We start from the raw sequence: 24,319 nt of genomic DNA on the forward strand, positions 1-24,319 counted from the left end.
ATTATTCATGTTCAGACAAAAATACAGACTTTAATCTTTCCGTTTTTTTTCCTATATTGTTTACACCAAGTTATTCAATATGATAAAAAACGCCCTATTTGCAGTTTCTGCTATATTAATCCTTTTAACGAGCTGCGACAACAGAAAAAAGGAAAATGACCTTACTTTAAGAGAGCAGCAATTATTGGAAAAAGAAAAATCATTCGCCCAGAAAGAATCTGAATATCAGTCTCTTTTAAAAATGAGAGACAGTATCTTTGCCAAAAAAGATTCTGTGAAAATTGTGGTCTGGCCTGCTGAAATTGCCGGATCCTGGACGGGAAAAGTGGTCTGTACAGAATCCAACTGCAGCGATTATGTTGTCGGAGATCAGCGTACCGATACGTGGGAATTCGACAGCGATTCTATCCAGTTGGTTACTAAGATCATCAATAACAATAATCTGGTAAGACTTTACTCCGGAAAATTTGAAAACAACGAGGCAAAGCTTACTTTTAAAACAGATTCTACTTCGAAAAAACAGGTCGAAATGAACGTGCTTCTCAATGATTTTTCAGCCAATAAAATAAGAGGTACAAGAACCATCGCAGTAGACAATAACTGTATGGCAAAATTCTCCGTAGAACTAATCCGTTCCACCAAATAAACACATAATGACTTTACTGAGCATACACAACCTGAGTCTTCCCATCGAAGACCCGGTACTTAAATTTCTTCTGGTTTTAATTATTATTCTTGCCGCACCATTGCTTTTAAATAAAATAAAAGTCCCACACCTGTTGGGATTGATTATCGCAGGAGCAGTAATCGGTCCGAATGGCTTCAATGTTCTTGCAAGAGACAGCAGTATTGTGGTGACGGGAACTACAGGACTGCTTTACATCATGTTTCTTGCAGGACTGGAAATAGACATGGGTGATTTCAAAAAAAATAAATGGAAAAGTCTCACCTTCGGAATTTATACCTTCACCGTACCTTTTGTTCTGGGATATTTCGGAGCCTATTATATTCTGCATTTTTCGGTTCTCACCTCAGTACTTTTTGCCAGTTTATTTTCGTCTCACACCTTAATCGCGTATCCTTTGATAAGCAAGTTGGGAATTGCCAAAAATCCGGCGGTAAATATTATTGTTGGCGGAACCATGATTACAGATGTTCTTACCTTATTGGTGCTTGCTGTAATTGTAGGAATGTCGCAGGGTGAGGTGGGTACAGAATTCTGGGTAAAACTTTCAGTCTCATTTGTTGTTTTCGGACTGATTGTTTTGTTGATTTTCCCCATCATCGGACGATGGTTCTTCAAAAAAGTTGATGATAAAATTTCGCAGTATATTTTTGTTCTGGTGATGATTTATCTCGCCGCTTTACTGGCAGAATTGGCAGGTATGGAAGCGATTATCGGAGCTTTCTTCGCAGGATTGGCTCTAAACAGACTGATTCCTCACACGTCATCACTGATGAACCGTGTAGAATTTGTGGGAAATGCTATTTTCATTCCTTTTTTCCTGATTAGTGTAGGAATGCTGATTGATTTTAAAGTATTTTTCAAAAGCTGGGAAACTTTGGAAGTTGCAGTAATTATGCTCGTTGCATCGATTGGCGGAAAATATCTTTCGGCTGTTGCCACACAGAAAACATTCAGATTTACGAAAGAAGAAGGAAAGCTGATTTTCGGGTTGAGTTCGGCTTCGGCAGCGGCAACGCTGGCTTCAGTAATGGTAGGATACAATATCATTCTTTCAGAAACGGAAACGGGAGAACCGATCAGATTATTAAATGAGCATGTTCTGAACGGAAGTATTCTGCTGATTTTGATTTCATGTACCATTTCTTCATTCATTTCCATGTCCAGCGCACAGAAAATCGCACAGCAGGATAATGAAGATACAGTTTCCGGAAATACGCATGAAGAGGAAAATATTCTTCTGGCTTTAAATTATGAAGCCACCGTTGAAAGAATGGTGAATCTGGGAATTTTAATTAAAGCACATTCCAACACAGAAAATATATTCGCGTTGAATGTGATTAATGAAGATAAAAACGAATCTTCCGTAAAAAATGCCGAAAAACTTCTGCACAGCGCTACAGATAAGGCTGCTGCCGCGGATGTAAAGATTCAGCCACTGAAAAGATACGACAATGATGTCATCAACGGAGTGAATAACGTTATTAAGGAACAGAATATTACCGATATCATCATCGGACTGGAAGATGAAAAAGGTTTTTCCCCTTCTTTTGTGTACAATCTTTACAACGGCTATCTTCAGAACGACCATGTGAATGTTTTGGTGTATCATGCTGCACAGCCTTTGTCGACCATCAAAAAATATGCGGTGATGATTCCCGAAAATGCCCATAAAGAAGCAGGTTTCTTTCATGCGCTTTTAAGGGTTTGGAATATAGCCAGAAATTCCGGAGCGACGATTGTTTTTTATGCTTCGGAAACTATTCTGGATATCCTTCAGAAAATTATTAAAAAAGCCAATATTGAAGCGGAATTTATTATTATGAATTCTTGGAAAGACGGCGAAAAAACCGCTGCGGAACTTAAAGAAGATGAAGCTTTAATTGTTTTTATGGCAAAAAGAGGCATGAAGTCCTACATTCCGCAGATGAGGCTGATTCCGGAACTTTTGAACCGAAATCTTCGCAATAATAATTATCTTTTGATTTTTCCGTTCTCCGAATTTGATGAAAATGATGTGGAAAAACGTTCTGTAGGAAATCATGACGATTTTATGGAAATCGGAAATGTGATTAAGAAGATTTTTAAGTAAAAAGTGTATATTATATTCAAATAATATTTATATTTCACTTGTTAAAAACTAATTACCAAATCATGAATGAAACAGAAAGAATCAACGAAGATTTAAGGCAATATAAATTGTTTAAAATTAAGAGAGTAAATACGCATGAACAAAAATTCAAAGAGTTAAAAAATGATTTTGTAAAAATTCAAAAAAATGAAATTTTGAATTATTTGATCGCTTTTATTAATATGGCTGTTATAGTTCTATCACTATACAATCTCTTCAAATTATTCACCGTAAGTAATTATTTTGATAGTAATTCGGAAGTCGTTATTTTTAATATTTTTTCGATATTAGTATTTTCTTTATTCTTAACGTATAAATTTTGGAATTTTAATCTTAAACTTAAAAAATATATCAAAACAGCAGAGAACGCGCAAAGTTATTTTCAAAACGAAAGTGAAAATTTAAGAAGTAATTATGAAAATTATGTTGATCATTATTTAAATGATATCAAAAGAAAATAAAGACATTAATTTTAGAAAAAGTTCAAATAAATGAAATTTACCTATATAATCTGTTTTATCCTATTCTTTGGAACATATGAATACAATTATGCCTGTGATTGTAATTATGAAGGAGGTTTTCTTAAAATGTCTTTAAATTCAAAATTAATCACAGTAGTTAAAGTAAAAAAGTTTATTACCTTCAAAGATATTTATGATGAGCAAGTTCCAATGTCTATGGAAGTTGAAGTTATTGAAGTTGTAAAAGGAAAAGAATCCAGAAAGACATTTATCATTTGGGGAGATAATGGAAATCTCTGTAGACCTTATCTTTCTTCATTTCAACTAGGTCAATACTACATCATGAGTCTTAATGCTGCGAGTGACGGAAGTAAGAATAACTATTTTCACATCAAAGAAAGACCAAAAGATTATTATATTTCAGCTTGCGGATGTTATTGGCTTACATTTAATAAAGATTCAAAAACAGTTTATGGAGATATTTCAAAAAATAAAAAAGAAATGAAGCTTACAGAGTTAAAAAATAAAATTAAAAAGACTGCCTCTTAAAGCAGTCTTTTTCAATGATGTAAATAGTAAAATTATTCAGAAATAACTCTTACCATTCCTTTCACCATTACCAGTTTTTCCATCAGTTCTTCTCTGGATTCTGCCAGAACATTGATGTGCCCCATTTTTCTTCCCGGTTTGGTTTCTGTTTTTCCGTACAGATGAACGTAGGTTTCAGGAAGTCTTAAAACGTCTTCCATTCCTTCATAAACCACTTTTCCTGAAAAATCTTCTGCGCCCACTAAATTCAGCATTCCGCTGTAGATAATGGCATCCGTATCTGCCAAAGGTAAATTTTTTACCACGCGGTACATCTGCTCAAACTGTGAATTGGCATTTCCTTCCTGACTCTGATGTCCTGAATTGTGAAGTCTCGGAGCCGTTTCGTTTACCCAGACTTTTCCTTCTTTATCTAAAAACAGTTCGATGGCGAAAAGTCCCGGAGAATGAATTGCATTGAGGAATTTTTCTGTGATCGAATTGATCTGCTCCTCAATTTCTTCGGTTAAAAAAACAGGACAGATGTTAAAATCCAATAGATTAAGCTTCGGATCGGCAACCATTTCCGTTACAGGGAAAGTTTTTGTTTCTCCGTTTTCATTTCTGGCAACAATTACGGAAAGTTCTTTATCAATATCCACTAACTTTTCGATCACAGAATCCTGTATCCAGAGATTTTTCATGTCTTCATTGGAGCGGATTACCTGAACACCTTTTCCATCATAACCTCCTGTGTTCATTTTCTGTACAAACGGCAGAGGCATTTTGATTTCGTCGGAACTTCCGTCCATGATTTCAAATTCCGGACTTGGAATATCGTGCTCCGCGTAAAATTGTTTCTGAAGAATTTTCTGTTGAATCGTTTTAATGATTTTAGAATTCGGAACGACTTTTATCCCCTGATTTTCAAGTTCGGCAAGAGCATCCGCATTTACGTGCTCGATTTCGATGGTTACCACATCTTTATCCTTACCGAAATTCAGAACGGTTTCATAATCGTTGAAATTTCCCTGTGTAAAGTAGGAAATATTATGACAGGGTGCGTCTGAAGCAGGATCCAGCGTATAAAATTCATCATCGTATTTCAATGCTTCCTGAATCAGCATTCTTCCGAGCTGTCCTCCTCCTAAAATTCCAATTTTCATTTTTTACTTTTATTTTCTGTTAGATTTAATATAGTTTAAAATTTAACGCTAAGCTCGCTAAGACTTTTTGAAAAATTCACTCATTATTTTTCGCTCTCAAAGGCGTTTCACTCAGCTATGAGCATTATACTTTATTGAATTTTATCAATTTTCAGATATCCCAGTTCCACTACGTTTTCCTGATCTTCAGCATTGGATTTTATTAATGTAATGGAATATTTTTCTTTCATTTTTTCAGGAAGAATATCATTTACCTTAAAAATATCATCAATGTCTACGCCGTGTTTGTCATCAATATGACTTTCCGCTCCTTTGAATCCCATGGTTTTATAAAATTCTGTGGCTTTTGCTCTTTTTGTAACTTCCGCCATCGAATTTCCAACCATTAAATGCTGTTCATGAAATTCTTCAAAAAAACCTCTTTTATATCCTCCAAGGTTAATAAAATAAAGCTGTTCTTCCGATGTTTTCTCTCCTTTTTCTGTAATTTTCACTTCATAACCATCGATAAAACGCACTTCCTGATAACAGTCGATGTGTATTTTAGCATCTTTCCAGAACTCTTTCATATCCGGAACCAGATCTTTCAGACTTTCGGCGATTCCGAAGAAAACATCGTGCTGCTCTATATTTCGTCCTTTCGGGGTGGCTCCGAGGATGATATAAAATAATTTCATATAAAATTCTGTTTTTGCAAAAATACGTCAAATTTATCTTTTTTAAACGTTTGGCAGACTAACGCAATAGTTTTATATTTGTAACATGTCAGAAATCATCATTCTCTTTCTTGGAGCCATTTCGGCAGGACTTCTGGGTTCTTTGACCGGATTGGGAGGAGGAGTTATCATTATTCCTTTATTAACGCTGGGTTTCGGCGTTCCTATGCATTACGCCATCGGTGCTTCTCTTATCTCTGTTATCGGAACTTCTTCCGGTGCGGCGGTAGCTTTTGTAAAAGAAGGCTTTACCAATATGAGAGTTGGTATGTTTTTAGAAATAGCGACCACTTCAGGAGCCATCGTGGGAGCTTTGGTTTCCGGAATGTTAAATCCGAATACGATCGGAATTATTTTCGCGAGTATTCTCCTTTTGACGGTTATTTTAAATTTAAAAGGAAAACCGGATCATCAGGAACCTATTATTAAAGGAAGTCTGGAAGAAAAATTAAAATTGTTCGGAACTTTTCCTGATAAAGGGGTGGTGAAAAGCTACTCTGCAAGAAATACAGTTCCGGGATTTCTGATGATGATGTTTGCAGGAGCCATGTCCGGATTGCTGGGAATCGGTTCCGGTGCGCTGAAAGTTCTGGCAATGGATAATATGATGAAACTGCCTTTTAAAGTTTCTACGACTACGAGTAACTTTATGATCGGAGTAACAGCGGTTGCGAGTGCGCTGATCTATTTTCAGAGAGGTGAAATTATTCCGGTTATTGCAGCTCCGGTTCTTATTGGGGTTGTGGTAGGAAGTTTTATCGGATCTAAAACGCTGATGGTTTCCAAAACCAAAAAATTAAAGACATTCTTTGCCATTGTCATTACGATTCTTTCGGTTTACATGATGTACAACGGTATCAATAAAAGCTTCAGATAATGAGAAAGAATTTCACGGATGTAGATCTGAACCGTTCGGTAGGGAATTTGCTGAGACTGGGAGTTATCCTTTCTGTTGCAACATCTTTGATCGGCTTTATCAAACTTTTCACGGAAGGCTTTAAAATGCCTAAAAAATATACTTCTCTGGATATGGGAGAATCTTCGGAAAAAGTGTGGGGACACTTCTGGAATTCGCTTTGCAAAGGAGAAGGAATGGCGATTATCCAGTTAGGAATTCTTCTTTTAGTATTTACACCTTTAATGAGAATTATTTTCGCATTGATTGGTTACCTAAAAGAAAAAGACTACATCTACGTAGTCATTTCTTCCATTGTTCTTGCAATTATGGCAATCAGTTTCTTTACGGGGTATGCGCATTAAACTTATTCAGATTTCTTCTTCAGAAAATCTTTTTCTAAAGAATCGAGTTCGTCCTGATATTCTTTTTTGTTCATAAAAACAGCCGGATTGTACTTATCTTTTGGCTTATGCTTTTTGTGTAAATCAAACTGACTTGCGTGAGAAGCCACCCAAATATCGAAATCCAGATTTTTCATGGTATTTAAAGTATACTGATAATCTTTTTCGATAGAAGGATATGCGGTAACTTCAGAAAACTTTTTGTCAATGATAATAGTCGGCATATTCGCAATTAAAACTTTATAGCTTCTTTTACTGTCTTTGGTTTCAAACAGAAAACTGCATGATCCTTTCGTATGACCGGGATGATGAAGCATTGTTAATTTCGCATCTCCGAGCGTTACTACATTTTTATCTTTTAAAATATAATCAGGTTTTACAGGTTTAAAAGTAACACCGTATTTTCCCAGTTCATAATCCGATTTCCCACCGCTTTTCAGGACATCGGCATCGGCTTCATCCACATATAACTTTGCCCCGGTTTCTTTTTTGATGTCTGCCATTGCGCCCAAATGATCGTAATGCGCCTGTGTAAGCAACAATATTTTGGTATCCTGGTATTTAAAACCAAGCTTTTTAATATTATTTTTAATGATCGGAAGCGAATCTGCTAATCCTGTATTGATTAAGATATTTCCTTTATTGGTAACGATAAGATACGAAGCAAGATCGTACGTTCCTACGTAATACAGATTTCCGGCAATACGGAACGGTTCGTAAGATTGTGACCATTCTTTAGGATGATCTTTCGGTTCATTGACTTTCTGAGCATTGATATTGGTTAAAGCAAATGCGGCAAGAATCACAACAATTTTTTTCATCATCAATTTAAATTTTTTAAAGATTACATTTCATAAAATTCCAGCGGAAGCTGATCCGGATCCTGTGTGAAGAAAAATTCTTTTCCGGTGTATTCGTCTATCCTTATTTCTTCGCAATCCAAACCTTTATGAATTAATTCTTCTCGCTTTTCCTTTACATTTTCAACCGAAAAAGCCAGATGTCTTAAACCACATGATTCCGGTCGGGAAGGTCGTTGCGGAGGATTTGGAAAAGAAAACAGCTCAATAACATAATGATCTCCGATGGCAAGATCGAGCTTGTAAGACTGTCTTTCTTCACGGTAAACTTCACGAATGATATTTAAATCTAAAATCTCTGTGTAAAATTTTTTAGAAACTTCGTAGTCTGAACAAATGATGGCAATATGATGAATTTTCATTACTTAATTTCTTTACAATTATCGTTTCTTCTGGTATCAATTACATACTGAATCTTCCATTCCGTCCCTTTTTTAATGAGCTGGAAACTGTTGGCTCCGCAATGAGAGAATTTTTTTTTGTAGTAAAATGAATACGGAGTAAAAACACTGGCAAGATTTCCGTCTGTATGGATGGCTTCAATCGTAATTTTTTCCTCGAGATCGCCTTTTGCCATTTGGGAAGCAGAATTTACGAAAGCTTCAATATCTTCAGTTTTTACGCCGTCTTTTGTAATGGTCTGAAGAATCGCGGTATCTGCAAAAGCAGATTTCATCATTTCAGGATCAGAATTTTTCATTCCGGCAAATAAATTGCGGATGGGTTTTTCAATTTCTGAATTCTGATTTTGCTGTCCAAAGCAAAGAGTTCCCAATAACAGGGAAACAGCCCACATTTTGTTCATAGGTTAGATTTTTTTATCTGAAGGTTTAAAATAACGAAAATTTACAGTTAGTTTCAAATGAATTAACAAAGTTTAAACAGCAATCCGTTTGAAAACTTATAAAATTACACTAAATTTATCTGTTTATTTGAAAAATATATGTGGACATTTTACCTGAGTCTGACCGTTTTATTATTAATCTTAACCATACTGCCTAAAATTCAGCATTCGCACTGGGTTTTCCGTGTGCCTGAATTTGGTAAAATACAGATCACATTTTTTACTGTTTTCACCTTTATTTTAGGGTTTTTTGTAAAAGATTCAGCATACTTTTGGTATTTTCAGAGACTTTTAATCTCAATGTTCATTCATCATAGTATTATTCTTATAAAATATACTCCGCTTTATCCGGTTAAGAAGTTTTCTCAGAAGTACAAATCTTCAGATAAAGTACATTTTATTTCTGCTAATGTGTATCAGTTCAACACAGAATATGACCGTTTTATTCAGCTTATCGAAAAATGTAAGCCGCAAATGTTCCTCACGATGGAAAGCAACGGAGACTGGGAAAAAGCACTGCGAAAACTGGAAAAAGAGTATCCTTTTCAGCATAAAGTGACTCTGGAAAATACATATGGAATGCATTTTTATTCCAAATTAAAAATCGAAAGTTCCCAAACGCATTATTTCGTGGCAGATGATATTCCAAGTATTGAAGCGCATCTGAGAACCGAGGATGGATTTTCTTTCGTCTTCTTCGGAGTTCATCCACCTCCGCCAAGTCCGACGGAAGAAGAAACCTCAAAAGAGCGAGACGGAGATCTTCTGAGTGCTGCCAAAAGAATTATCGAAATAAAAAAACCGGTGATTGTTGTAGGAGATTTCAACAATGTAGCATGGTCGAAATCGTCCATTCTTTTCAGGAAAACAAGCCACCTTATCGATCCGAGAATCGGGCGTTCTTTTGTCTCCACCTTTCATGCTAAATACCGTTTGCTGAGATTCCCGATTGATCTGATGTTTCACAGTGAAGAAATTTTTATTGAAGACCTGAAAACACTTGAAAATTTCGGTTCAGATCATTTACCGGTTTTCTGTGAATTTTTCATTGATTATGAGCAGGAAGAAGAACAGGAGGAACGAATCGATTATGCCACAGCAGAAGAAAAAGCCGAAGCGGAGGAAATGATTGAGGAAGGAAAAGAAGAAGATGGGGAGCGTGATGCAGTGGTGACGGAAGACTAAAAAACAATATAAATCTCATAATTTATTCCACAGAACTTAATAGATTTTCCATAGAATAAATTATGAACATTTTACTATTTTGTAAATCAACCGAAATTAAAAATTAACATTCCGGAACATTCACCGCAATTGCCAAACCGCCTTCGGAAGTTTCCTTAAAACGGTCATTCATGGATAAAGCGGTTTCCCACATCGTCTGGATTACTTCATCTAACGTTACTTTTGCTTTCGCTGGATCACTTTCCAGTGCAATATTTGCTGCAGTGATGGCTTTTATCGCTCCCATTGTATTCCTTTCAATACAAGGAATCTGTACAAGTCCTTTTATCGGATCACAGGTTAAGCCTAAATGATGCTCCATGGCAATTTCGGCTGCCATTAAAACCTGACCGACACTTCCGCCCAAAATTTCGGTAAGACCTGCTGCAGCCATCGCCGAAGAAACACCTACTTCCGCCTGACAACCACCCATTGCCGCAGAAATGGTTGCATTTTTCTTAAATAAAGTACCGATTTCTCCTGCTACTAAAAGAAATCTCACAATGTCATCTTCGCTGGTGAATTCCGTAAATGCCTGTGCATACATCAGAACCGCCGGAATTACGCCACTTGCACCGTTCGTAGGAGCGGTAATAATTCTTCCGAAACTTGCATTTTCTTCATTCACCGCCAATGCAAAACAGGAAATCCATTTATTGATATTGGTGAAATTTTCTTCGGCTTCTACAACCTGCTGAAACCATTCATCTTTATTTTTGTAGATTTTATCTCCCAGTAATTTCCTGTTGATTCCGGCTGCACGACGCGTAACATTCAATCCGCCCGGAAGAGTTCCTTCTTTATTGACACCTTTGTAAATGCATTCTTTGATTTGCTGCCAGATGTAAAGTGCTTCCGCTCTTGTTTCGTCAGGTGTTCTCCAGCTTTCTTCGTTGATTAAAATTAAATCTGAAATGCGATTCAATCCTAATTTTTCACAATATTTTACAATGTCTGAAGATTTATGACAAGGATATAAGGTACGGACACAATGTTTCTGAATCGATTTTTTTTCCTGACTCATGATAAAACCGCCGCCTACAGAATAAAAATCCTGCACAAGCTCGGTTCCGTCTTCAAAAACAGCTTTGAAAATCATTCCGTTGGGATGATACTCAAGAGATTTTTTCATATTAAGCACCAAATGATGCCCGTAAATAAAAGGAATTTCTTTTTCGCCACCCAGATTAAGGATTTGGGTAGATTTTATTTTTTCTATTTTTTCATCAATTTTTGTGGTATCGATTGTTTTAAAATCTTCTCCATTCAGTCCCAACATTCCGGCAATATCGGTTCCGTGACCGATCCCCGTTTTTGCCAGTGAACCGAAAAATTCAAGGAAAACTTCTTTTACCTCTTCAATTGCTCTCTCTCTTTTAATAATCCTGATGAATGCAGATGCCGCATTCCAAGGTCCCATTGTGTGTGAACTGGACGGACCTATTCCTACTTTTATAATCTCAAAAACCGATATTGATTCCATATAGAAAATTGCTCATTTTTCCCAAACACAAAGATACACGATAAATTGAGATGCAAAAGCCGGAGTTGAAAATTCAGCTCCGGCTTTCTAATTAAAACTATATGAACACTTGTAGATAATCTTTTTTGTGTAAATGACGAATGGTGAATTTGCTTCGCATTCAATTATTAATTGTTTTTAAGCTTAAATAAATTCACAATTGACCATTTACTATTTAACATTCTCTTTCTCAGCAAAGACTTTCCTCATGCTGCGAAATATCCAGTCCCATATCTTCGGATTCTTCTGAAACTCTTAAAGTAATAATGCTGTCGGTAATTTTATACAAAAGCAATGATCCGAAAAACGTAAAAACAGAGACCAACAGTAACGCAGCCATATGATGGGCAAAAACTTCAAAGCCGCCATGAAGAAGACTCGCCTTTTCGCCGTGTGCAAAAATTGCGGTTAAGATCATTCCCATGATTCCTCCTACTCCATGACAGGCAAAAACGTCTAAAGTATCATCAATTTTCTTTAAAGCTTTCCAATTCACCATTAAATTAGAAACAATAGCGGAAATAAACCCTATAAAAAGACTTTCTGCAACGGAAACAAAACCACAGGCGGGAGTAATTGCGACTAAACCGACAACGGCTCCGATACAGGCACCTAAAGCAGAAACTTTTCTTTTATTAATTCTGTCGAAAAAGATCCACGTCATCATCGCGGAAGCTGAAGCTATTGTTGTTGTTCCGAAAGCCGTTGCTGCCGTAGCATTAGCCGCTAAAGCTGAACCTGCATTAAAACCAAACCATCCGAACCAGAGCATTCCTGTTCCTAACATGACATAAGAAATATTGGAAGGATCATGATGAGGTTTTTTTCTGTTTCCAACCACCATTGCGCCTGCTAAAGCTGCAAAACCTGCACTCATGTGTACAACAGTGCCTCCTGCAAAATCTTTTACACCAAAATATTTATTCAGTAATCCGTCCGGATGCCAAACCATGTGACAAAGCGGGGTATAAATAAACAGACTGAAAAGTACCATGAATAAAAGGTATGAGATGAAACGTACCCGTTCTGCAAAAGAACCCGTAATTAATGCAGGAGTAATGACTGCAAATTTCATCTGAAACAGAGCAAAAAGAATAAAAGGAATCGTAGAAGCCATCGCTTTATGCGGCAATACTCCTACTCCACTGAAAAAAGGATAGCTCAAAGGGTTGCCGATGATTCCGTAATGTTCTCCATTGATGGTAAAACCAATAGAATCTCCGAATGAGAGGGAAAAACCAACCACTACCCACAAAATAGAAATTACTCCCAAAGCAATAAAACTTTGAAGCATCGTAGAAATTACGTTTTTCTTTCCCACCATTCCTCCGTAGAAGAAAGATAAGCCGGGAGTCATTAATAAAACAAGACCTGCCGCAGCAAGAATCCAGGCAACATCTGCCCCTACAATTTTATCCTCGCTTAAAAATGCTCCGGTATTCGGAAAATCTGTAATGGGACTCCAGAATAGTCCGCCAACGGCAATCAAAGCAATTATCGCAAAAGAAACGATCCATTTTAAACCTACTGTCATAAAAATTTGTGTTTTACCCCTTCAAATGTAAGGATAAATTTTTAAAAACAATAAAAATTCAAAATAAACCCCTGTAAAATTAATTGAAATTTAATTTTAAAACCAAATTCTACTCTAACACCCCCTTTAAAATAGATGCAACTTCTTTAAATTTTGTAATTGGGAATAAATGGCTCCCTCCTTTGATTACATAATCGGGTTTGGAATTTTTGATCGGGAAAACAATATCGCGGTCTGCCAAGATCTGTACCACATCGGGATTTTCTTCGAACTTCCAGTCTGAAATCTTTTCAATCGACCATTTTAAATAATACGGATCTCTTACCCTGAAATATTGCAAAACTTTAGGATTTCGGGGATCAAAGAATTTTCTTACGACGGAATACATATTGGTAGTTCTTTCGTTGAAGAAAGTAACAGGCAGAACTTTAGGGATTTTCGTGATCTGTCCGGCTTTGATGAGACGGGATTTTTCTTTATCGGATTTAATGCTTCCCAGAATAACAACTTTTTTGGCAGGTTTCAGCCTGTTGATTTCCTGCACCATAATTCCCCCGAAAGAATATCCCACCAGATAAAAAGGCTCCGAATCATCAATCTTTTCCGCCATTCTTTTTACATAATCTGAGAATTCTTCATTTTGATGAGGAATCAGCCAGTCGATAAAAACCACTTCGTGATGCTTTGGAAATTCAATTTTCTCCAAAACCTTAAAATCTGCACCAAGTCCGCTTACTACATAAATTTTCATACCACTAAAATAAAAAAATCAGTCAAAAAAAATGAGCGCTTTCCAAAGAAATCGCTCATTTTGATGTATTAAAAGGATAATTCCTTATTTCTTTTTAACAGGCGTTCTGTTTTCGTTATCCAAAACTGCTGTTGAAATTCTGAACTGGATATCCATTTCGTTTTTGATGAAATAATCTTTCAGAGAAGACTGGTAGAATACTTTGAAGTCCCTTCTGTTCAGTGAGAATTTAGCAGACTCGATTACTACGGTAAACTGAGTAATATAAACGTTTGCAGGGAACGTGATAGTTTTTCTCACTCCTTTAATCGTTACATCTCCGTAAACGGTAGAATTGTACTCGCTGTTTGCCAGAGGAATAATTTTCGTTAAATGGAATTTCGCCAACGGAAATTTCTTAACGTCGAAGAAATTTGAACTTTTAAGATCGTTCGTTAATTTTACCATATCTTCATCCTGGCTTGAAACATCACCCGCCATTAAGGATTTCATATCGATAACGAATTCTCCGTCCACCAAAACTGTTTTATCAAAAGTAAATTTTCCACTTTTCAGCTTTATGGTTCCGGAATGGGTAGTAGGAACTGTTTTTACAACTTTATATCCCCACCATCTGATGTCCGACGATGTTACTTTTACCACTTTATCTCCTTTCTTCTGAGCGAAAACAAATGACATACTTACGCACATCATAGCAAACAATAGTAATCTTTTCATTCTTTTTTATTTACAATTCAACAAAAATAAAAAAAAGTGTAGAACTTCTACACTTTTAACAATCTTTTTTTGATTAAATTATTTAGCTGTTACCTTTACAAGCAAATCCATATCATCTTTCACAAGAACATCCTGCATTGTAGATTTGTAAGCCACATCAAATTTCTGTCTGTCGATAGAGAATTTGTTAGACATTAAGCTTACTGTTCCGTTTGCATAGGTAATTTTTGCAGGGAAAGAAATAGCGTTGGTTTTTCCTTTTACCGTTAAGTTTCCTGTAACTAAAGAAGTATACACTTTATCGTTATTTTTCTTTACTCCGGTGATTTTGAAAGTTGCCGTAGGATATTTTTCAACTTCGAAGAAATCTCCGTTTTTAAGGTGACCGTTCAGTTTCTGCTGATATTCTCCGGAAAGATCTGTTGCGTTGATAGAAGTCATATCCAATACGAAAGAACCGCCAACCAACTGGTTTCCTTTCAATACCATTTCTCCGGATTTTACTTTTACCGTTCCGTTGTGAGAGCTTGCCTCAGATTTTGCGATTTTATAACCCCACCACTGTACATCAGAGCTTACTACTTTTTTTGCCTGTCCGAATGCTAATCCGCTTGCTAAAACTGCTAATAAAAATATTTTTTTCATTTGAATAAAAGTTATTTTCTTGTTTGTTATTTACTGGTGCAAATGTAACTAACTGCTTCAAGAGATTTCATTGATGTACATCAATAAATACATTTTTTTTCATGAGTAATATCATCCATAAAAAAAACTCCGAATTTCTTCGGAGCTTTGTTTTATTCTTGATAGTAAGCGGTGTAAAGCGCTGCACCATTGAGTGCCGTATTCGGATTTCTGTTCAGATAAATCGGAATATTTCTCAGCATTTCTTCCATCTTATCGCTGATCTTGAACTTCTCGTAAAATTTATCTTTGTTAATATAGTCTGCAATTGTTTGCGGAATATCTCCGGAAATGAATAAACCACCGGTTGCTTTTAATTTCAATGTTAAATTGTTTGCCTCTCTTGCTAAAAATTCGAGGAATGTGTCTAAGGCAATCTTACAGATAAGCACATCTTCTTCCACTGCAGCTTTGTACAATTCTTCTGCAAAGTTTCCATTAGCGAAACGATCGGCAAGCCATTCCGGTTCCGGATGTCTTTTCACATCTCTCAGGAATCTGTAAATATTGAATAAACCTCCTTTAGACAATACATTTTCCCAGCTTACGATTCCGTAGATATTATTTAGGAATTGATAAAATTCTACCTCAACATTCGTTCTTGGAGAGAATTCCGAATGTCCTCCTTCGGTTGCAAAAGGTCTTAAATATTTTCCGTCGAAGAAATATCCGGCTTCACCCAGACCATTTCCCGGAGCAAGAATTGCCACGTTTCCGTTTTCGAGGTGTCCGCTTGTGTAGATCGGGTCAAGATCTGCATCTTCTAAAAGCCCCATTCCGTAAGCCGAAGCTTCAAGGTCATTCAGCATATCCACTTTTTCAAATCCGAAATCTCTTTTGTATTCTTCAACATCCAGATTCCAGCCTAATCTTGCCGGACTGCTTTTTCCGTTCAAAACAGGTCCCGGAACTGCTATTCCAAGCCTTTTCACGTTTTCCAGCTGGTTGTCCTGAATAAATTTCTTTAAAATTTCTGAAAAAGAAGCATATTCTTTCGTAGGGTAATTATTCTGGATTTCAATCTCAAGACCTCCGTTACCGGAGACGAAATATCCTAAAGTTGTAATATCTTCACGAAGGTTTGCGCCAATGATAGAAACGTTATCATTGCTGTCGTTTTTTACTCCCGGTAAATAAAGTGGAAATTTTGGATTCAAAATCATAACCTCAAATTTTATCAAATATAATAATATCTTTTGTAAATTTTCGTTAGAAATAAAAAACCTTCTCAAAAATTCGAAAAGGTTTGGTTAATAATTGCTTATATTTAAATCTAACTACTTCCCTAATGGAATGTTGTAAGAAAATCCTACCCCAATGTTACCCACATTGTAGTCCTGATTAGGCAAATCGCCCTTGCTTCCTACAAAAACTTTCTGGTACTGCACAAAGAAATTCCAGTCCTGGTTATGATATCCAATCTCCGGTTTCAGATAGAAACCACCGTTCGGTCTGTCTAAAGCAACATTAGAAGCCACTTTATCATCCCCTACCAAAAATCCGTATCCTAAATCTGTCCCAAAATAAAATCCTGTCTGTTTCGGATAAATTCTCAATAAAGCAGCTACAGGAACTACTCCTACATCATTATTAGTATATCCGTTGTTATCTTTCCCGAAATAGTGTGTATATCCTGTTGCGATCCCCAATCCGAATCCCGGAGTTACAAGGTTCTGATAGGCTACATCCACTCCTACTGCCATAGAAGTATTGTCAGAAGGAACTGCTAAACCAACATTTGCTCCTACCTTTATCATATTATTCATCTGTGCACTTTGTGCGCTCAATGCTCCTGCAGTCAAAATTCCGGCAAATAAAATTGCTTGTTTAAACATTTTCATAACTCTGATTTTTTAAATTTTACTACGCTGAAATATGTAAAAATCGTGCCAAGCAAAGCCTTTACAGCAACTTTAACAATGCTTAAAGCCGTAAAAAATTGAAATTCAATATATTATTTTGATTAAAAAATTAAATAAACGTTTAAATGAATATTCTGAAAATTAGGGCGGGGTTAAACATTTAAGCAAAATATATTTAAAAAACCTATTCAATATTAACAATTCTTAACCGTTATTAATTTTAACCTTACTTCATCGCACCCATCAAAAAGTAAATAATTGATATGAATTCTCCATCGTTACTCAACAATAAACACCTTCTCTGGCGCGCAGGATTCGGACCGGGAATCAATCAGCTTGAAGATCTTCATAAAAAAGACATTAAAAGCCTGATGAATGATTTGTTTAAAGAAGAAACATTTCTTTATGTAAATTATGATACACCCGATATTGCAGAAACCGGAGACTATATGATGAATGATCAGACTCCGGCAGAAAAGAAAAAGGAAATGCAGAGAATCAGCCGACAGCAGAACGAAGAGCTCAATCTGAATTTTCTTGATAAAATGGTGAACAGCAAAGAGCAGATGAGGGAGAAAATGGCTTTTTTCTGGCATGGTCATTTTGCTTCCAGAGTGGTGAACCCGAAATTTAACCGACAGATTTTAAATGTGATCCGAAAGAATGCACTCGGAAACTTTAAAGATCTCTTATTTGAAGTCAGTCAGGCTCCGGCGATGCTGAATTTTCTTAACAATCAGCAGAACAAAAAAGATCATCCCAACGAAAATTTTGCCCGTGAAGTGATGGAACTTTTCACGATGGGACGAGGAAATTATACGGAGAAAGACATTCGGGAAGGTGCGAGAGCTTTTACAGGATGGGGATCGGATAAAGAAGGAAATTTTAAAGAACGGAAAAATCTTCATGATGAAGGCTCAAAGACATTTCTTGGAAAGACAGGCAATTTTACAGGTACAGATGTTTTAAATATCATTCTTGAAGAGAAAGCAACGGCAAAATTCATCACAACAAAAATCTATAAATTCTTCGTGAATGAAAATGTTGATGAAAACGTTGTAAAATCCCTGAGCGAAAGTTTTTACCAGTCCGGTTACGACATTAAAAAACTCATGATGGATATTTTTTCGAGCTCATGGTTTTATGATAAAAAAAATATCGGCAACCGGATAAAATCTCCGATTGAACTTATGGCAGGAATCATGCGGTCGCTTCCCATGAATATTCAGAATCCTGAAAACCTCATCGTTTATCAGAAATTACTGGGACAGATGCTTTTGTACCCGCCGAATGTTTCAGGCTGGCCCAACGGAAAATCGTGGATCGACAGTTCGACTTTAATGTTAAGGCTTCAGATTCCTCAGATCTGGTCCGGTTTACGTCCGTTGGATTACCGTCCGAAAGAAGATGATGATTTGGATATGGGTTTAAAAAACAACACGAATTCTTTAACGAAAAGTTTTAAAAACCCGAATATTACCATCTATTGGACTCGTGTAGAAAAGATTTTTAACGGAAAGAATGTGGAAGATTATTTAATTCAGAGTTCAAAATCTCTGGATATGAGTTCGGTGAAAAATTTCTCAGACAACAGCGTGAAAATGAATGTCATTAATCTCATGTCGACACCGGAATATCAGTTAATGTAGTTTTCAGGTCGCAGTAGCAGATTTTAGTTTACCGTTAAAATACAGCTTTAAAACCTGCCACCTATCATCTTTACCCTAAAACCTAAGTTTATGTTAATCAAAAGAAGAGAATTTCTAAAAATAAGTTCATTAGCAACCGCATCTTTTCTGATGCCGAATTTTCTGAAAGCCATGACATTCGATGACGCGCTGGAACCCAATCAGAAAATATTGGTGGTACTGCAATTCACAGGAGGAAATGATGGTCTGAATACGATTATTCCGACAAAAAATGATATTTATTTCAGGGAAAGAAATAAAATTGCCATTCAGAATTCCATGCAGCTTACGGACGAAGCCGGGATTAATCCTGCCCTCTCCTATTTCAAAGAACTGTACGATCAGGGAGAACTTTCCGTGATGAACAATGTCGGCTATCCGAATCCCGATAAATCTCACTTCCGAAGCATGGACATTTGGCATTCTGCAAGCAGAAGCGACGAATATCTTGACACCGGCTGGTTAGGAAGATTTCTCGATGAAGAATGTTACAAATGTGATCATCCGACTCAGGCTCTGGAAGTGGACGATATGCTGAGTTTAGCTTTAAAAGGTGAAAAAAATAAAGCATTTGCCTTTAAAGATCCGAAAAGATTATATCAGACCAGCCAGGAAAAATATTTCAAATCGCTTTACGATCATCATCATGACGATGAAACGGTTTCCTATCTTTATCAGACTTTAGGTTCCACCATCAACAACGCAGACTACATTTTCGAAAAAAGCAAAGCGAAAAAAACAGAACAGACTTACCCGAATTCTCAGCTCGGAAAAGACTTTAAAACGGTTTCTTCTTTAATTAAATCTGACATTAATACGAGAGTATATTATCTTTCCATCGGAAGTTTTGATACCCACGTGAACCAGAATGAAAGACAGCAAAAACTGTTTACAGACATCAATGATGCGGTAAAAGCGTTTGTTGCGGATATGAAAAGCAACGGACTTTTTAATGATATTTTACTGATGACTTTTTCAGAATTTGGTCGCCGTGTTGCTCAAAATGCAAGCAACGGAACCGATCACGGAACGGCAAACCAGATGTTTTTCATCAGTGGAGGTTTAAAGAAAAAAGGAATTCTGAATGCACTTCCCGATTTACTGAATCTGAATGAAGGAGATTTAATCTACACCGAAGATTTCCGGAAAATTTATGCTACTATCCTTAAAAACTGGCTGAAAGCAGACTCTTCTAAAATTCTCGGCTGGAAAAACGGGGTTTATGATTTTATATAAAAGCTTTTGATCATCCGTTATTAATTATGCTACTTTTTAACGCAAAGGATCCCTAAGATTCTTTATATACTAACTGTTTTTAAGTTCGCAAAGGCGTTTCACTCAGCAAAGAACTCAAAGGTTTAATGATGAAAAATCACGGACAGTCATAAAAACTTTGTTTTAACTTTTATATAGAATCAATGAATACAAATGCAAAAGTTAACACAAATTTAGAATAACTAATCATTATATTTTGATCATATTTTGCAACTTTTGACTCCGTTGAACCTTCAGTTTGCATCAAATTTTAAAATCATTTAGAAAGCTTTAAAAATAAAAAGAAGCTGTTGCAAAAATGAACAGCCTCTTTTCTATAATTTAAATCTAACTACTTGTCATGTTAATTCGTGGATGCAGGAAGTTGCTTAGGATCTTCTTTTTTCTGACTTTTCTGATCAATTTTCTCAGAAATCTTCTTCACGATAAATTCGATAACCAAAGGCGCAACTACTGCTACAACTGCTTTTAATATTCTTGATTTCATACTGTTTATTTTTTTATGATTCATGCAATACAATTTCTAAGCCAAGATTTTTATCAGTCTTCATCCGGAACAGCAAGGTTTTCATAATTTTTAGCTGCCGCTTTGAATTTTTCTTCCAGTCTCAGCCTGAGCTTTCTCGGTTTATGCACAACCAGACATTCTCCGAACCCCAAAAGAAGTCTTTCCAGTTCAAAATTCAACTGTACACAGATTTTAAAAATAGTACCCTCATTACTTTCGCTTACAATTTCCTGACTGGCATGAAAAGGTTTGGTTTTTACATAAGGAGCATTATGAGAATCTACAAAGAAAACCACATTTCGCGGAGCCATCGTTGGCGAAACACTCACTCCTACAATATCCTTAAAATATTCGTCGCCGTCGAGATTCATATCAATATAATCGATCTTTTCCTCAATCTTAATATCTTCCATTCTGTCCAGAGCAAGATTGTAGACATACTGCTTATTGGAACAGATCAAAAACCAGCGGTTGTTAAATTCCTTCAGCAACTGCGGATGAACAATATAAGAATCTGATTCTCTTGCTTTAAAACTTTTATAAGTGATATTTAGAACTTTTTTGTGCAAAATCGCATCATACAGAATATCAATATATTCCAGTCCTTTCAATTGCTCATTTTTATCTAAATGAATAATTGATTTCTGGTTCGTGGAATGGATGGAATCTTCCAGCTTCTGGATCACCCCGTTCATTTCCTTGAACATCGAAAAATCCTTAAACTGTTTTAAAATCTGCACTGCATTATTCATGGCTTTCAGATCACTTTCATTAACCGAAATATTATGAATGCTGTAATCGGGATCGCTGTAGCGGTAATATTTTCTTTCGTATACTTCAATCGGTGCTTCATATCCGAATTTTTCGCTCCGCATATTCTGCAGATCGAGCTGTACCGTTCTTTTGCTTACAAAAGATTCTTTTCCTTCAAATTCGAACAAAGCTTCGGAACATTCGTCAATAAGATCTTCGAGGGTATATTTCCTGTATTTATTTTTCAGACATTTATCCAGTGTTTTGTACCGGATGAGCGCGTTTTTGTTGGATGACATACGATGAGGTTAAGGTTTAAGTTGAGATTTAGGTTAAGGCTGAGATTTAGATTGAGGTTGAGGTTGAATTTAATATAAGGCGGTCAAATTCCCCTCCTCTGGAGGGGTGGCGAAAAATCTTCGATTTTTTGACGGGGTGGTTAAAAGTTGTCATTTTTCATGGCCCTCTTCCTTACCAAGGAAGCACTCAATCAATCTCTTCCAAATTGTTCAAGATTTCTTCGTTATTTCTGAACTGCGTTCGCAGACCTCCGGTCTGTTCGCAATGACAGTTTACTTTCTACTTAAAGCGTTTCCTTCAAAAGAAATTCCTTCCCAGCCGGATTCTATAAAGTTTCTGATATTCTGATGATCTGTTCCTTCAGGATTTTTAAGAACGTCTTCCCTGTAAAATTCTCCGAAAAGATTCAGCGTTTCTTCTTTAGATAAATCATTTAATTTCGCAAAACTAAAAATCTTACAGGAACCGTTATTCTGATTGGCTTCATTTACTGTATTTCCGTTCGTAAATTTTGTCGGGGTAAAATAGTAATGTTCATCAATAAAAGAAATTACATCCTTAAACTGAATTTCCTCTGCCGATTTTTCTAATTGTTCAAACAACATATCTTAATTTTTTATTTATAATTAATTCAATTTTAAAACAGAAATCCGCTCGATCGGAGCAATATCTGTGTAGAAAAGTTTTAAAAAACCATTTCTCGTTCTTTAAGGACACTATTTTTTGAAATGATTCAGTATCCACTTTAGAGCTTTATTTGTTCTTCACAAAAATCTTTGATTTTTAAATCTGATGTGCTCTAAAATATTCTCAATCATTTAACTTAAAACTAATGAGACTAATGTGTAAACAAACTTTTGTGCCTTTTGTGGTTAATTCCTCAAAAATAATTAAAATAATTTTATCTGCGCAAAAAGATTGCATACTTTAGTTTTTACTTTGCATCATCAAAATGAGAGAACACATGGAATTTAACGGAAATCATTTAATCGAATTAGGATACAGACCAGCGAAATGGTTTAAAGAAGCGATTGAATTCATCAACGAAAATAATTTAGACGAAACTCAGATAAAAGAATATCTGGAACAGTTTAAACAGCCCGAACTGATTCCGCTTCATGAAACGGCAAAAGATTTTGCGATCAACATCAGAGCAGAACACGAAAGTGAAAATGATAACGTGGAAAAAGTAATCAACACGATGAAAGTCCTGATGAAAACACCGACTCTGGAAAACGGAGCCATTATGCCGGATGCCTGTCCTACAGGTCCTGCAGGTCATATTCCTGTTGGCGGTGTGGTTGTGGCAAAAAATGCGATTCACCCGGGATTCCATAGCGCAGATATCTGCTGTTCTGTTATGCTGACGGATTTTGGAAAAGCAGATCCTAAAGAAGTGTTAGATGCAGCCCATTCCATCACGCATTTCGGTTACGGTGGAAGACCGAGAGGAGAACAGATGCCAATGTCTCAGGAATTAATGGATGCTTTCAGAGAAAACGATTTCCTGAATGACGAAAAATTAATAAGTATTGCACGTTCTCATATGGGAACGCAGGGCGACGGAAACCATTTCCTGTTTGTCGGAATTTCCAAAAATACAGGAAACACGATGTTGGTAACACACCACGGTTCAAGAGCTCCGGGCGCAGCTTTATATGATAAAGGAATGAAGGTTGCGAACCAGTTCAGAATGGAAATTTCTCCTGAAACCTTAAGAGAAAACGCATGGATCCCTTATGAAACGGAAGAAGGAAAACAATATTGGGAAGCCTTACAGTTAATCAGAAAATGGACGAAAGAAAATCATATTTCCATTCATGATGCCGCTTTGAATAAATTGGGAATCGAGAAAGAAGACCGATACTGGAACGAGCATAATTTTGTATTCAAAGATGGAGATTTATTCTACCACGCAAAAGGTGCAACGCCTTTGGATGATAAATTTATGCCGGATATTACAGGACCGAGACTGATTCCGCTGAATATGGCAGAACCTGTTTTGATTGTAAAAGGAACTACGAACGAAAGAAATCTGGGTTTTGCACCTCACGGAGCGGGAAGAAATTTCAGCAGAAGTCAGCATAAAAAATCGTTGGCGCATAAAACCATCGAAGAAGTTTTTGAAGAAGAAACCAAAGGATTAGATATCCGTTTCTTCACGAATGAAATTGACATTTCCGAACTTCCAACTGCTTATAAAAGTGCAAAAAATGTGAGAGCGCAGATTGAAGAATACGGATTGTGTGAAGTTCTGGATGAAGTGATGCCTTATGGATGTATTATGGCGGGTGATGTTCAGAAAAATGCACCGTGGAAGAAAAAGAAGAAGTTTAGAAAAGCATAGAATTTCTTTTGTCTTGAAACAAAAGAAACAAAAAGTTCAAGACCTGGAAACTTCCGCTAAAAATTAAAACTTAATCCTAAAATTCCAAAAACTTGCGCGAATTCAAGATAAGTTCTTCGGTTTAAAAGTGCAGTCGCGCTTCAAACAATGGGAATTTTTTAACGGATTAATTTTAAATTTTCTTAACGCTTCACTTTCCGAAGTCAGATTATTGGAAGTTAAGAGTTCAAAATTATCCGTAAAACAGATTAAGAACAATGGGTTAACAAAAAGAAAACTAATAACCGAACCTTGCAGGTGTAAAAGCCTGTAGGGTTTAATGAAAACCTTTAATCATAAGGTAGGAACAGTAGCTCAGATGGTTAGAGCAACAAGAGTACTTTTCGCTTATGGCAAAGAAAGTTCCTATGTATTCCAGTTGTGGGTCGCAGGTTCGAGTCCTGCCTGTTCCTCAAAAAAATGAA

At 36.3% G+C, this 24,319-nt stretch carries 25 protein-coding genes and 1 tRNA gene; 11 read left to right on the forward strand and 15 right to left on the reverse strand.

Annotated elements, in window-relative coordinates; translation table 11 throughout:
- Positions 1-79: 79 nt before the first annotated feature.
- The 4 genes from QWT87_RS00900 (at position 80) to QWT87_RS00915 (ending at position 3,826) form a co-directional block, all read left to right on the forward strand.
- Positions 80-646 carry a hypothetical protein gene (locus tag QWT87_RS00900; protein WP_302712743.1) on the forward strand — a complete coding sequence of 189 codons (567 nt, stop codon included), beginning with the start codon at positions 80-82 and terminating at the stop codon, positions 644-646.
- A 7-nt stretch (positions 647-653) separates the two neighbouring features.
- On the forward strand, positions 654-2,777 hold the full coding sequence (locus QWT87_RS00905) for a cation:proton antiporter (RefSeq protein ID WP_302712745.1): 2,124 nt from the start codon (positions 654-656) through the stop codon (positions 2,775-2,777).
- A gap of 62 nt (positions 2,778-2,839) precedes the next feature.
- A complete protein-coding gene (locus QWT87_RS00910) occupies positions 2,840-3,277 on the forward strand; it encodes a hypothetical protein (protein ID WP_302712747.1) in 438 nt (145 codons plus the stop codon).
- A 30-nt stretch (positions 3,278-3,307) separates the two neighbouring features.
- Entirely contained in the window at positions 3,308-3,826 is a 519-nt protein-coding gene (locus QWT87_RS00915; RefSeq protein WP_273074186.1) for a hypothetical protein, read from the forward strand.
- A gap of 32 nt (positions 3,827-3,858) precedes the next feature.
- On the opposite strand, the gene QWT87_RS00920 is transcribed toward QWT87_RS00915, so the two are convergent.
- Positions 3,859-4,971: a 5-(carboxyamino)imidazole ribonucleotide synthase gene (locus QWT87_RS00920; protein WP_302712752.1), complete on the reverse strand. Its 1,113-nt coding sequence runs from the start codon at positions 4,969-4,971 to the stop codon at positions 3,859-3,861.
- Positions 4,972-5,102: 131 nt separating this feature from the next.
- On the reverse strand, positions 5,103-5,648 hold the full coding sequence (locus tag QWT87_RS00925; protein WP_302712754.1) for a DUF1543 domain-containing protein: 546 nt from the start codon (positions 5,646-5,648) through the stop codon (positions 5,103-5,105).
- Between the two features lie 85 nt (positions 5,649-5,733).
- Between QWT87_RS00925 and QWT87_RS00930 the strand changes: the two genes are divergently transcribed.
- Both QWT87_RS00930 and QWT87_RS00935 read left to right on the forward strand, forming a co-directional pair.
- Positions 5,734-6,564 carry a sulfite exporter TauE/SafE family protein gene (locus tag QWT87_RS00930; RefSeq protein ID WP_076396750.1) on the forward strand — a complete coding sequence of 277 codons (831 nt, stop codon included), beginning with the start codon at positions 5,734-5,736 and terminating at the stop codon, positions 6,562-6,564.
- Positions 6,564-6,947: a DUF1634 domain-containing protein gene (locus tag QWT87_RS00935; RefSeq protein ID WP_076396752.1), complete on the forward strand. Its 384-nt coding sequence runs from the start codon at positions 6,564-6,566 to the stop codon at positions 6,945-6,947. The genes QWT87_RS00930 and QWT87_RS00935 overlap by 1 nt, the downstream gene beginning before the upstream one ends.
- Before the next feature lie 2 nt (positions 6,948-6,949).
- Here the strand turns inward: QWT87_RS00935 and bla are convergent, their stop codons facing one another.
- From bla to QWT87_RS00950, 3 genes are read right to left on the reverse strand one after another with little or no spacing between them, the layout of a single operon-like run.
- Entirely contained in the window at positions 6,950-7,810 is an 861-nt protein-coding gene (gene bla / locus QWT87_RS00940; protein WP_302712758.1) for a subclass B3 metallo-beta-lactamase, read from the reverse strand.
- Positions 7,811-7,830: 20 nt separating this feature from the next.
- Positions 7,831-8,208, reverse strand: a complete 378-nt coding sequence (gene gloA2, locus QWT87_RS00945; RefSeq protein WP_302712760.1) for an SMU1112c/YaeR family gloxylase I-like metalloprotein — start codon at positions 8,206-8,208, stop codon at positions 7,831-7,833.
- Positions 8,208-8,651: a nuclear transport factor 2 family protein gene (locus QWT87_RS00950; protein WP_302712762.1), complete on the reverse strand. Its 444-nt coding sequence runs from the start codon at positions 8,649-8,651 to the stop codon at positions 8,208-8,210. The genes gloA2 and QWT87_RS00950 overlap by 1 nt, the downstream gene beginning before the upstream one ends.
- Positions 8,652-8,789: 138 nt before the next feature.
- Between QWT87_RS00950 and QWT87_RS00955 the strand changes: the two genes are divergently transcribed.
- Complete coding sequence (locus QWT87_RS00955) at positions 8,790-9,875, forward strand: endonuclease/exonuclease/phosphatase family protein (RefSeq protein WP_302712764.1); 1,086 nt, start codon at positions 8,790-8,792, stop codon at positions 9,873-9,875.
- A 103-nt stretch (positions 9,876-9,978) separates the two neighbouring features.
- On the opposite strand, the gene QWT87_RS00960 is transcribed toward QWT87_RS00955, so the two are convergent.
- From QWT87_RS00960 to QWT87_RS00990, 7 genes are all read right to left on the reverse strand, one after another.
- Positions 9,979-11,397 carry an L-serine ammonia-lyase gene (locus QWT87_RS00960; protein WP_302712766.1) on the reverse strand — a complete coding sequence of 473 codons (1,419 nt, stop codon included), beginning with the start codon at positions 11,395-11,397 and terminating at the stop codon, positions 9,979-9,981.
- 229 nt (positions 11,398-11,626) lie between these two features.
- Positions 11,627-12,970, reverse strand: coding sequence for an ammonium transporter (locus QWT87_RS00965; RefSeq protein WP_302712768.1), 1,344 nt, complete (start codon positions 12,968-12,970; stop codon positions 11,627-11,629).
- A 109-nt stretch (positions 12,971-13,079) separates the two neighbouring features.
- Positions 13,080-13,721 carry an alpha/beta hydrolase gene (locus QWT87_RS00970; protein WP_087711439.1) on the reverse strand — a complete coding sequence of 214 codons (642 nt, stop codon included), beginning with the start codon at positions 13,719-13,721 and terminating at the stop codon, positions 13,080-13,082.
- 84 nt (positions 13,722-13,805) lie between these two features.
- A complete protein-coding gene (locus tag QWT87_RS00975) occupies positions 13,806-14,438 on the reverse strand; it encodes a YceI family protein (RefSeq protein WP_076395480.1) in 633 nt (210 codons plus the stop codon).
- Positions 14,439-14,516: 78 nt separating this feature from the next.
- Positions 14,517-15,083, reverse strand: a complete 567-nt coding sequence (locus tag QWT87_RS00980) for a YceI family protein (protein WP_076395478.1) — start codon at positions 15,081-15,083, stop codon at positions 14,517-14,519.
- A gap of 152 nt (positions 15,084-15,235) precedes the next feature.
- On the reverse strand, positions 15,236-16,285 hold the full coding sequence (locus QWT87_RS00985) for a glucokinase (RefSeq protein WP_302712774.1): 1,050 nt from the start codon (positions 16,283-16,285) through the stop codon (positions 15,236-15,238).
- A gap of 114 nt (positions 16,286-16,399) precedes the next feature.
- Positions 16,400-16,963, reverse strand: coding sequence for a hypothetical protein (locus tag QWT87_RS00990; protein WP_076395474.1), 564 nt, complete (start codon positions 16,961-16,963; stop codon positions 16,400-16,402).
- A gap of 284 nt (positions 16,964-17,247) precedes the next feature.
- Here QWT87_RS00990 and QWT87_RS00995 point away from each other — a divergent pair, with 284 nt between their 5' ends.
- The gene (locus tag QWT87_RS00995; RefSeq protein WP_302712777.1) at positions 17,248-18,633 is read left to right on the forward strand and encodes a DUF1800 domain-containing protein; all 1,386 of its coding nucleotides are present in this window, start codon (positions 17,248-17,250) and stop codon (positions 18,631-18,633) included.
- A gap of 90 nt (positions 18,634-18,723) precedes the next feature.
- Positions 18,724-19,908, forward strand: a complete 1,185-nt coding sequence (locus QWT87_RS01000; protein ID WP_302712779.1) for a DUF1501 domain-containing protein — start codon at positions 18,724-18,726, stop codon at positions 19,906-19,908.
- 382 nt (positions 19,909-20,290) lie between these two features.
- Here QWT87_RS01000 and QWT87_RS01005 read toward each other — a convergent pair whose 3' ends face one another.
- The 3 genes from QWT87_RS01005 to QWT87_RS01015 all read right to left on the reverse strand — a co-directional run bounded on the left by QWT87_RS01005 (position 20,291) and on the right by QWT87_RS01015 (position 22,113).
- A complete protein-coding gene (locus tag QWT87_RS01005; RefSeq protein ID WP_165763009.1) occupies positions 20,291-20,434 on the reverse strand; it encodes a hypothetical protein in 144 nt (47 codons plus the stop codon).
- Positions 20,435-20,487: 53 nt separating this feature from the next.
- Positions 20,488-21,507: a helix-turn-helix transcriptional regulator gene (locus tag QWT87_RS01010; RefSeq protein ID WP_302712783.1), complete on the reverse strand. Its 1,020-nt coding sequence runs from the start codon at positions 21,505-21,507 to the stop codon at positions 20,488-20,490.
- A gap of 273 nt (positions 21,508-21,780) precedes the next feature.
- A complete protein-coding gene (locus QWT87_RS01015; RefSeq protein WP_302712785.1) occupies positions 21,781-22,113 on the reverse strand; it encodes a HopJ type III effector protein in 333 nt (110 codons plus the stop codon).
- 359 nt (positions 22,114-22,472) lie between these two features.
- Here QWT87_RS01015 and QWT87_RS01020 point away from each other — a divergent pair, with 359 nt between their 5' ends.
- Positions 22,473-23,855: an RtcB family protein gene (locus QWT87_RS01020; RefSeq protein WP_302712787.1), complete on the forward strand. Its 1,383-nt coding sequence runs from the start codon at positions 22,473-22,475 to the stop codon at positions 23,853-23,855.
- Positions 23,856-24,198: 343 nt separating this feature from the next.
- Positions 24,199-24,307, forward strand: a tRNA-OTHER gene (locus QWT87_RS01025).
- Positions 24,308-24,319 lie beyond the last annotated feature (12 nt).

This window comes from Chryseobacterium urinae, assembly GCF_030518295.1.
Lineage (GTDB): Bacteria > Bacteroidota > Bacteroidia > Flavobacteriales > Weeksellaceae > Chryseobacterium > Chryseobacterium mucoviscidosis.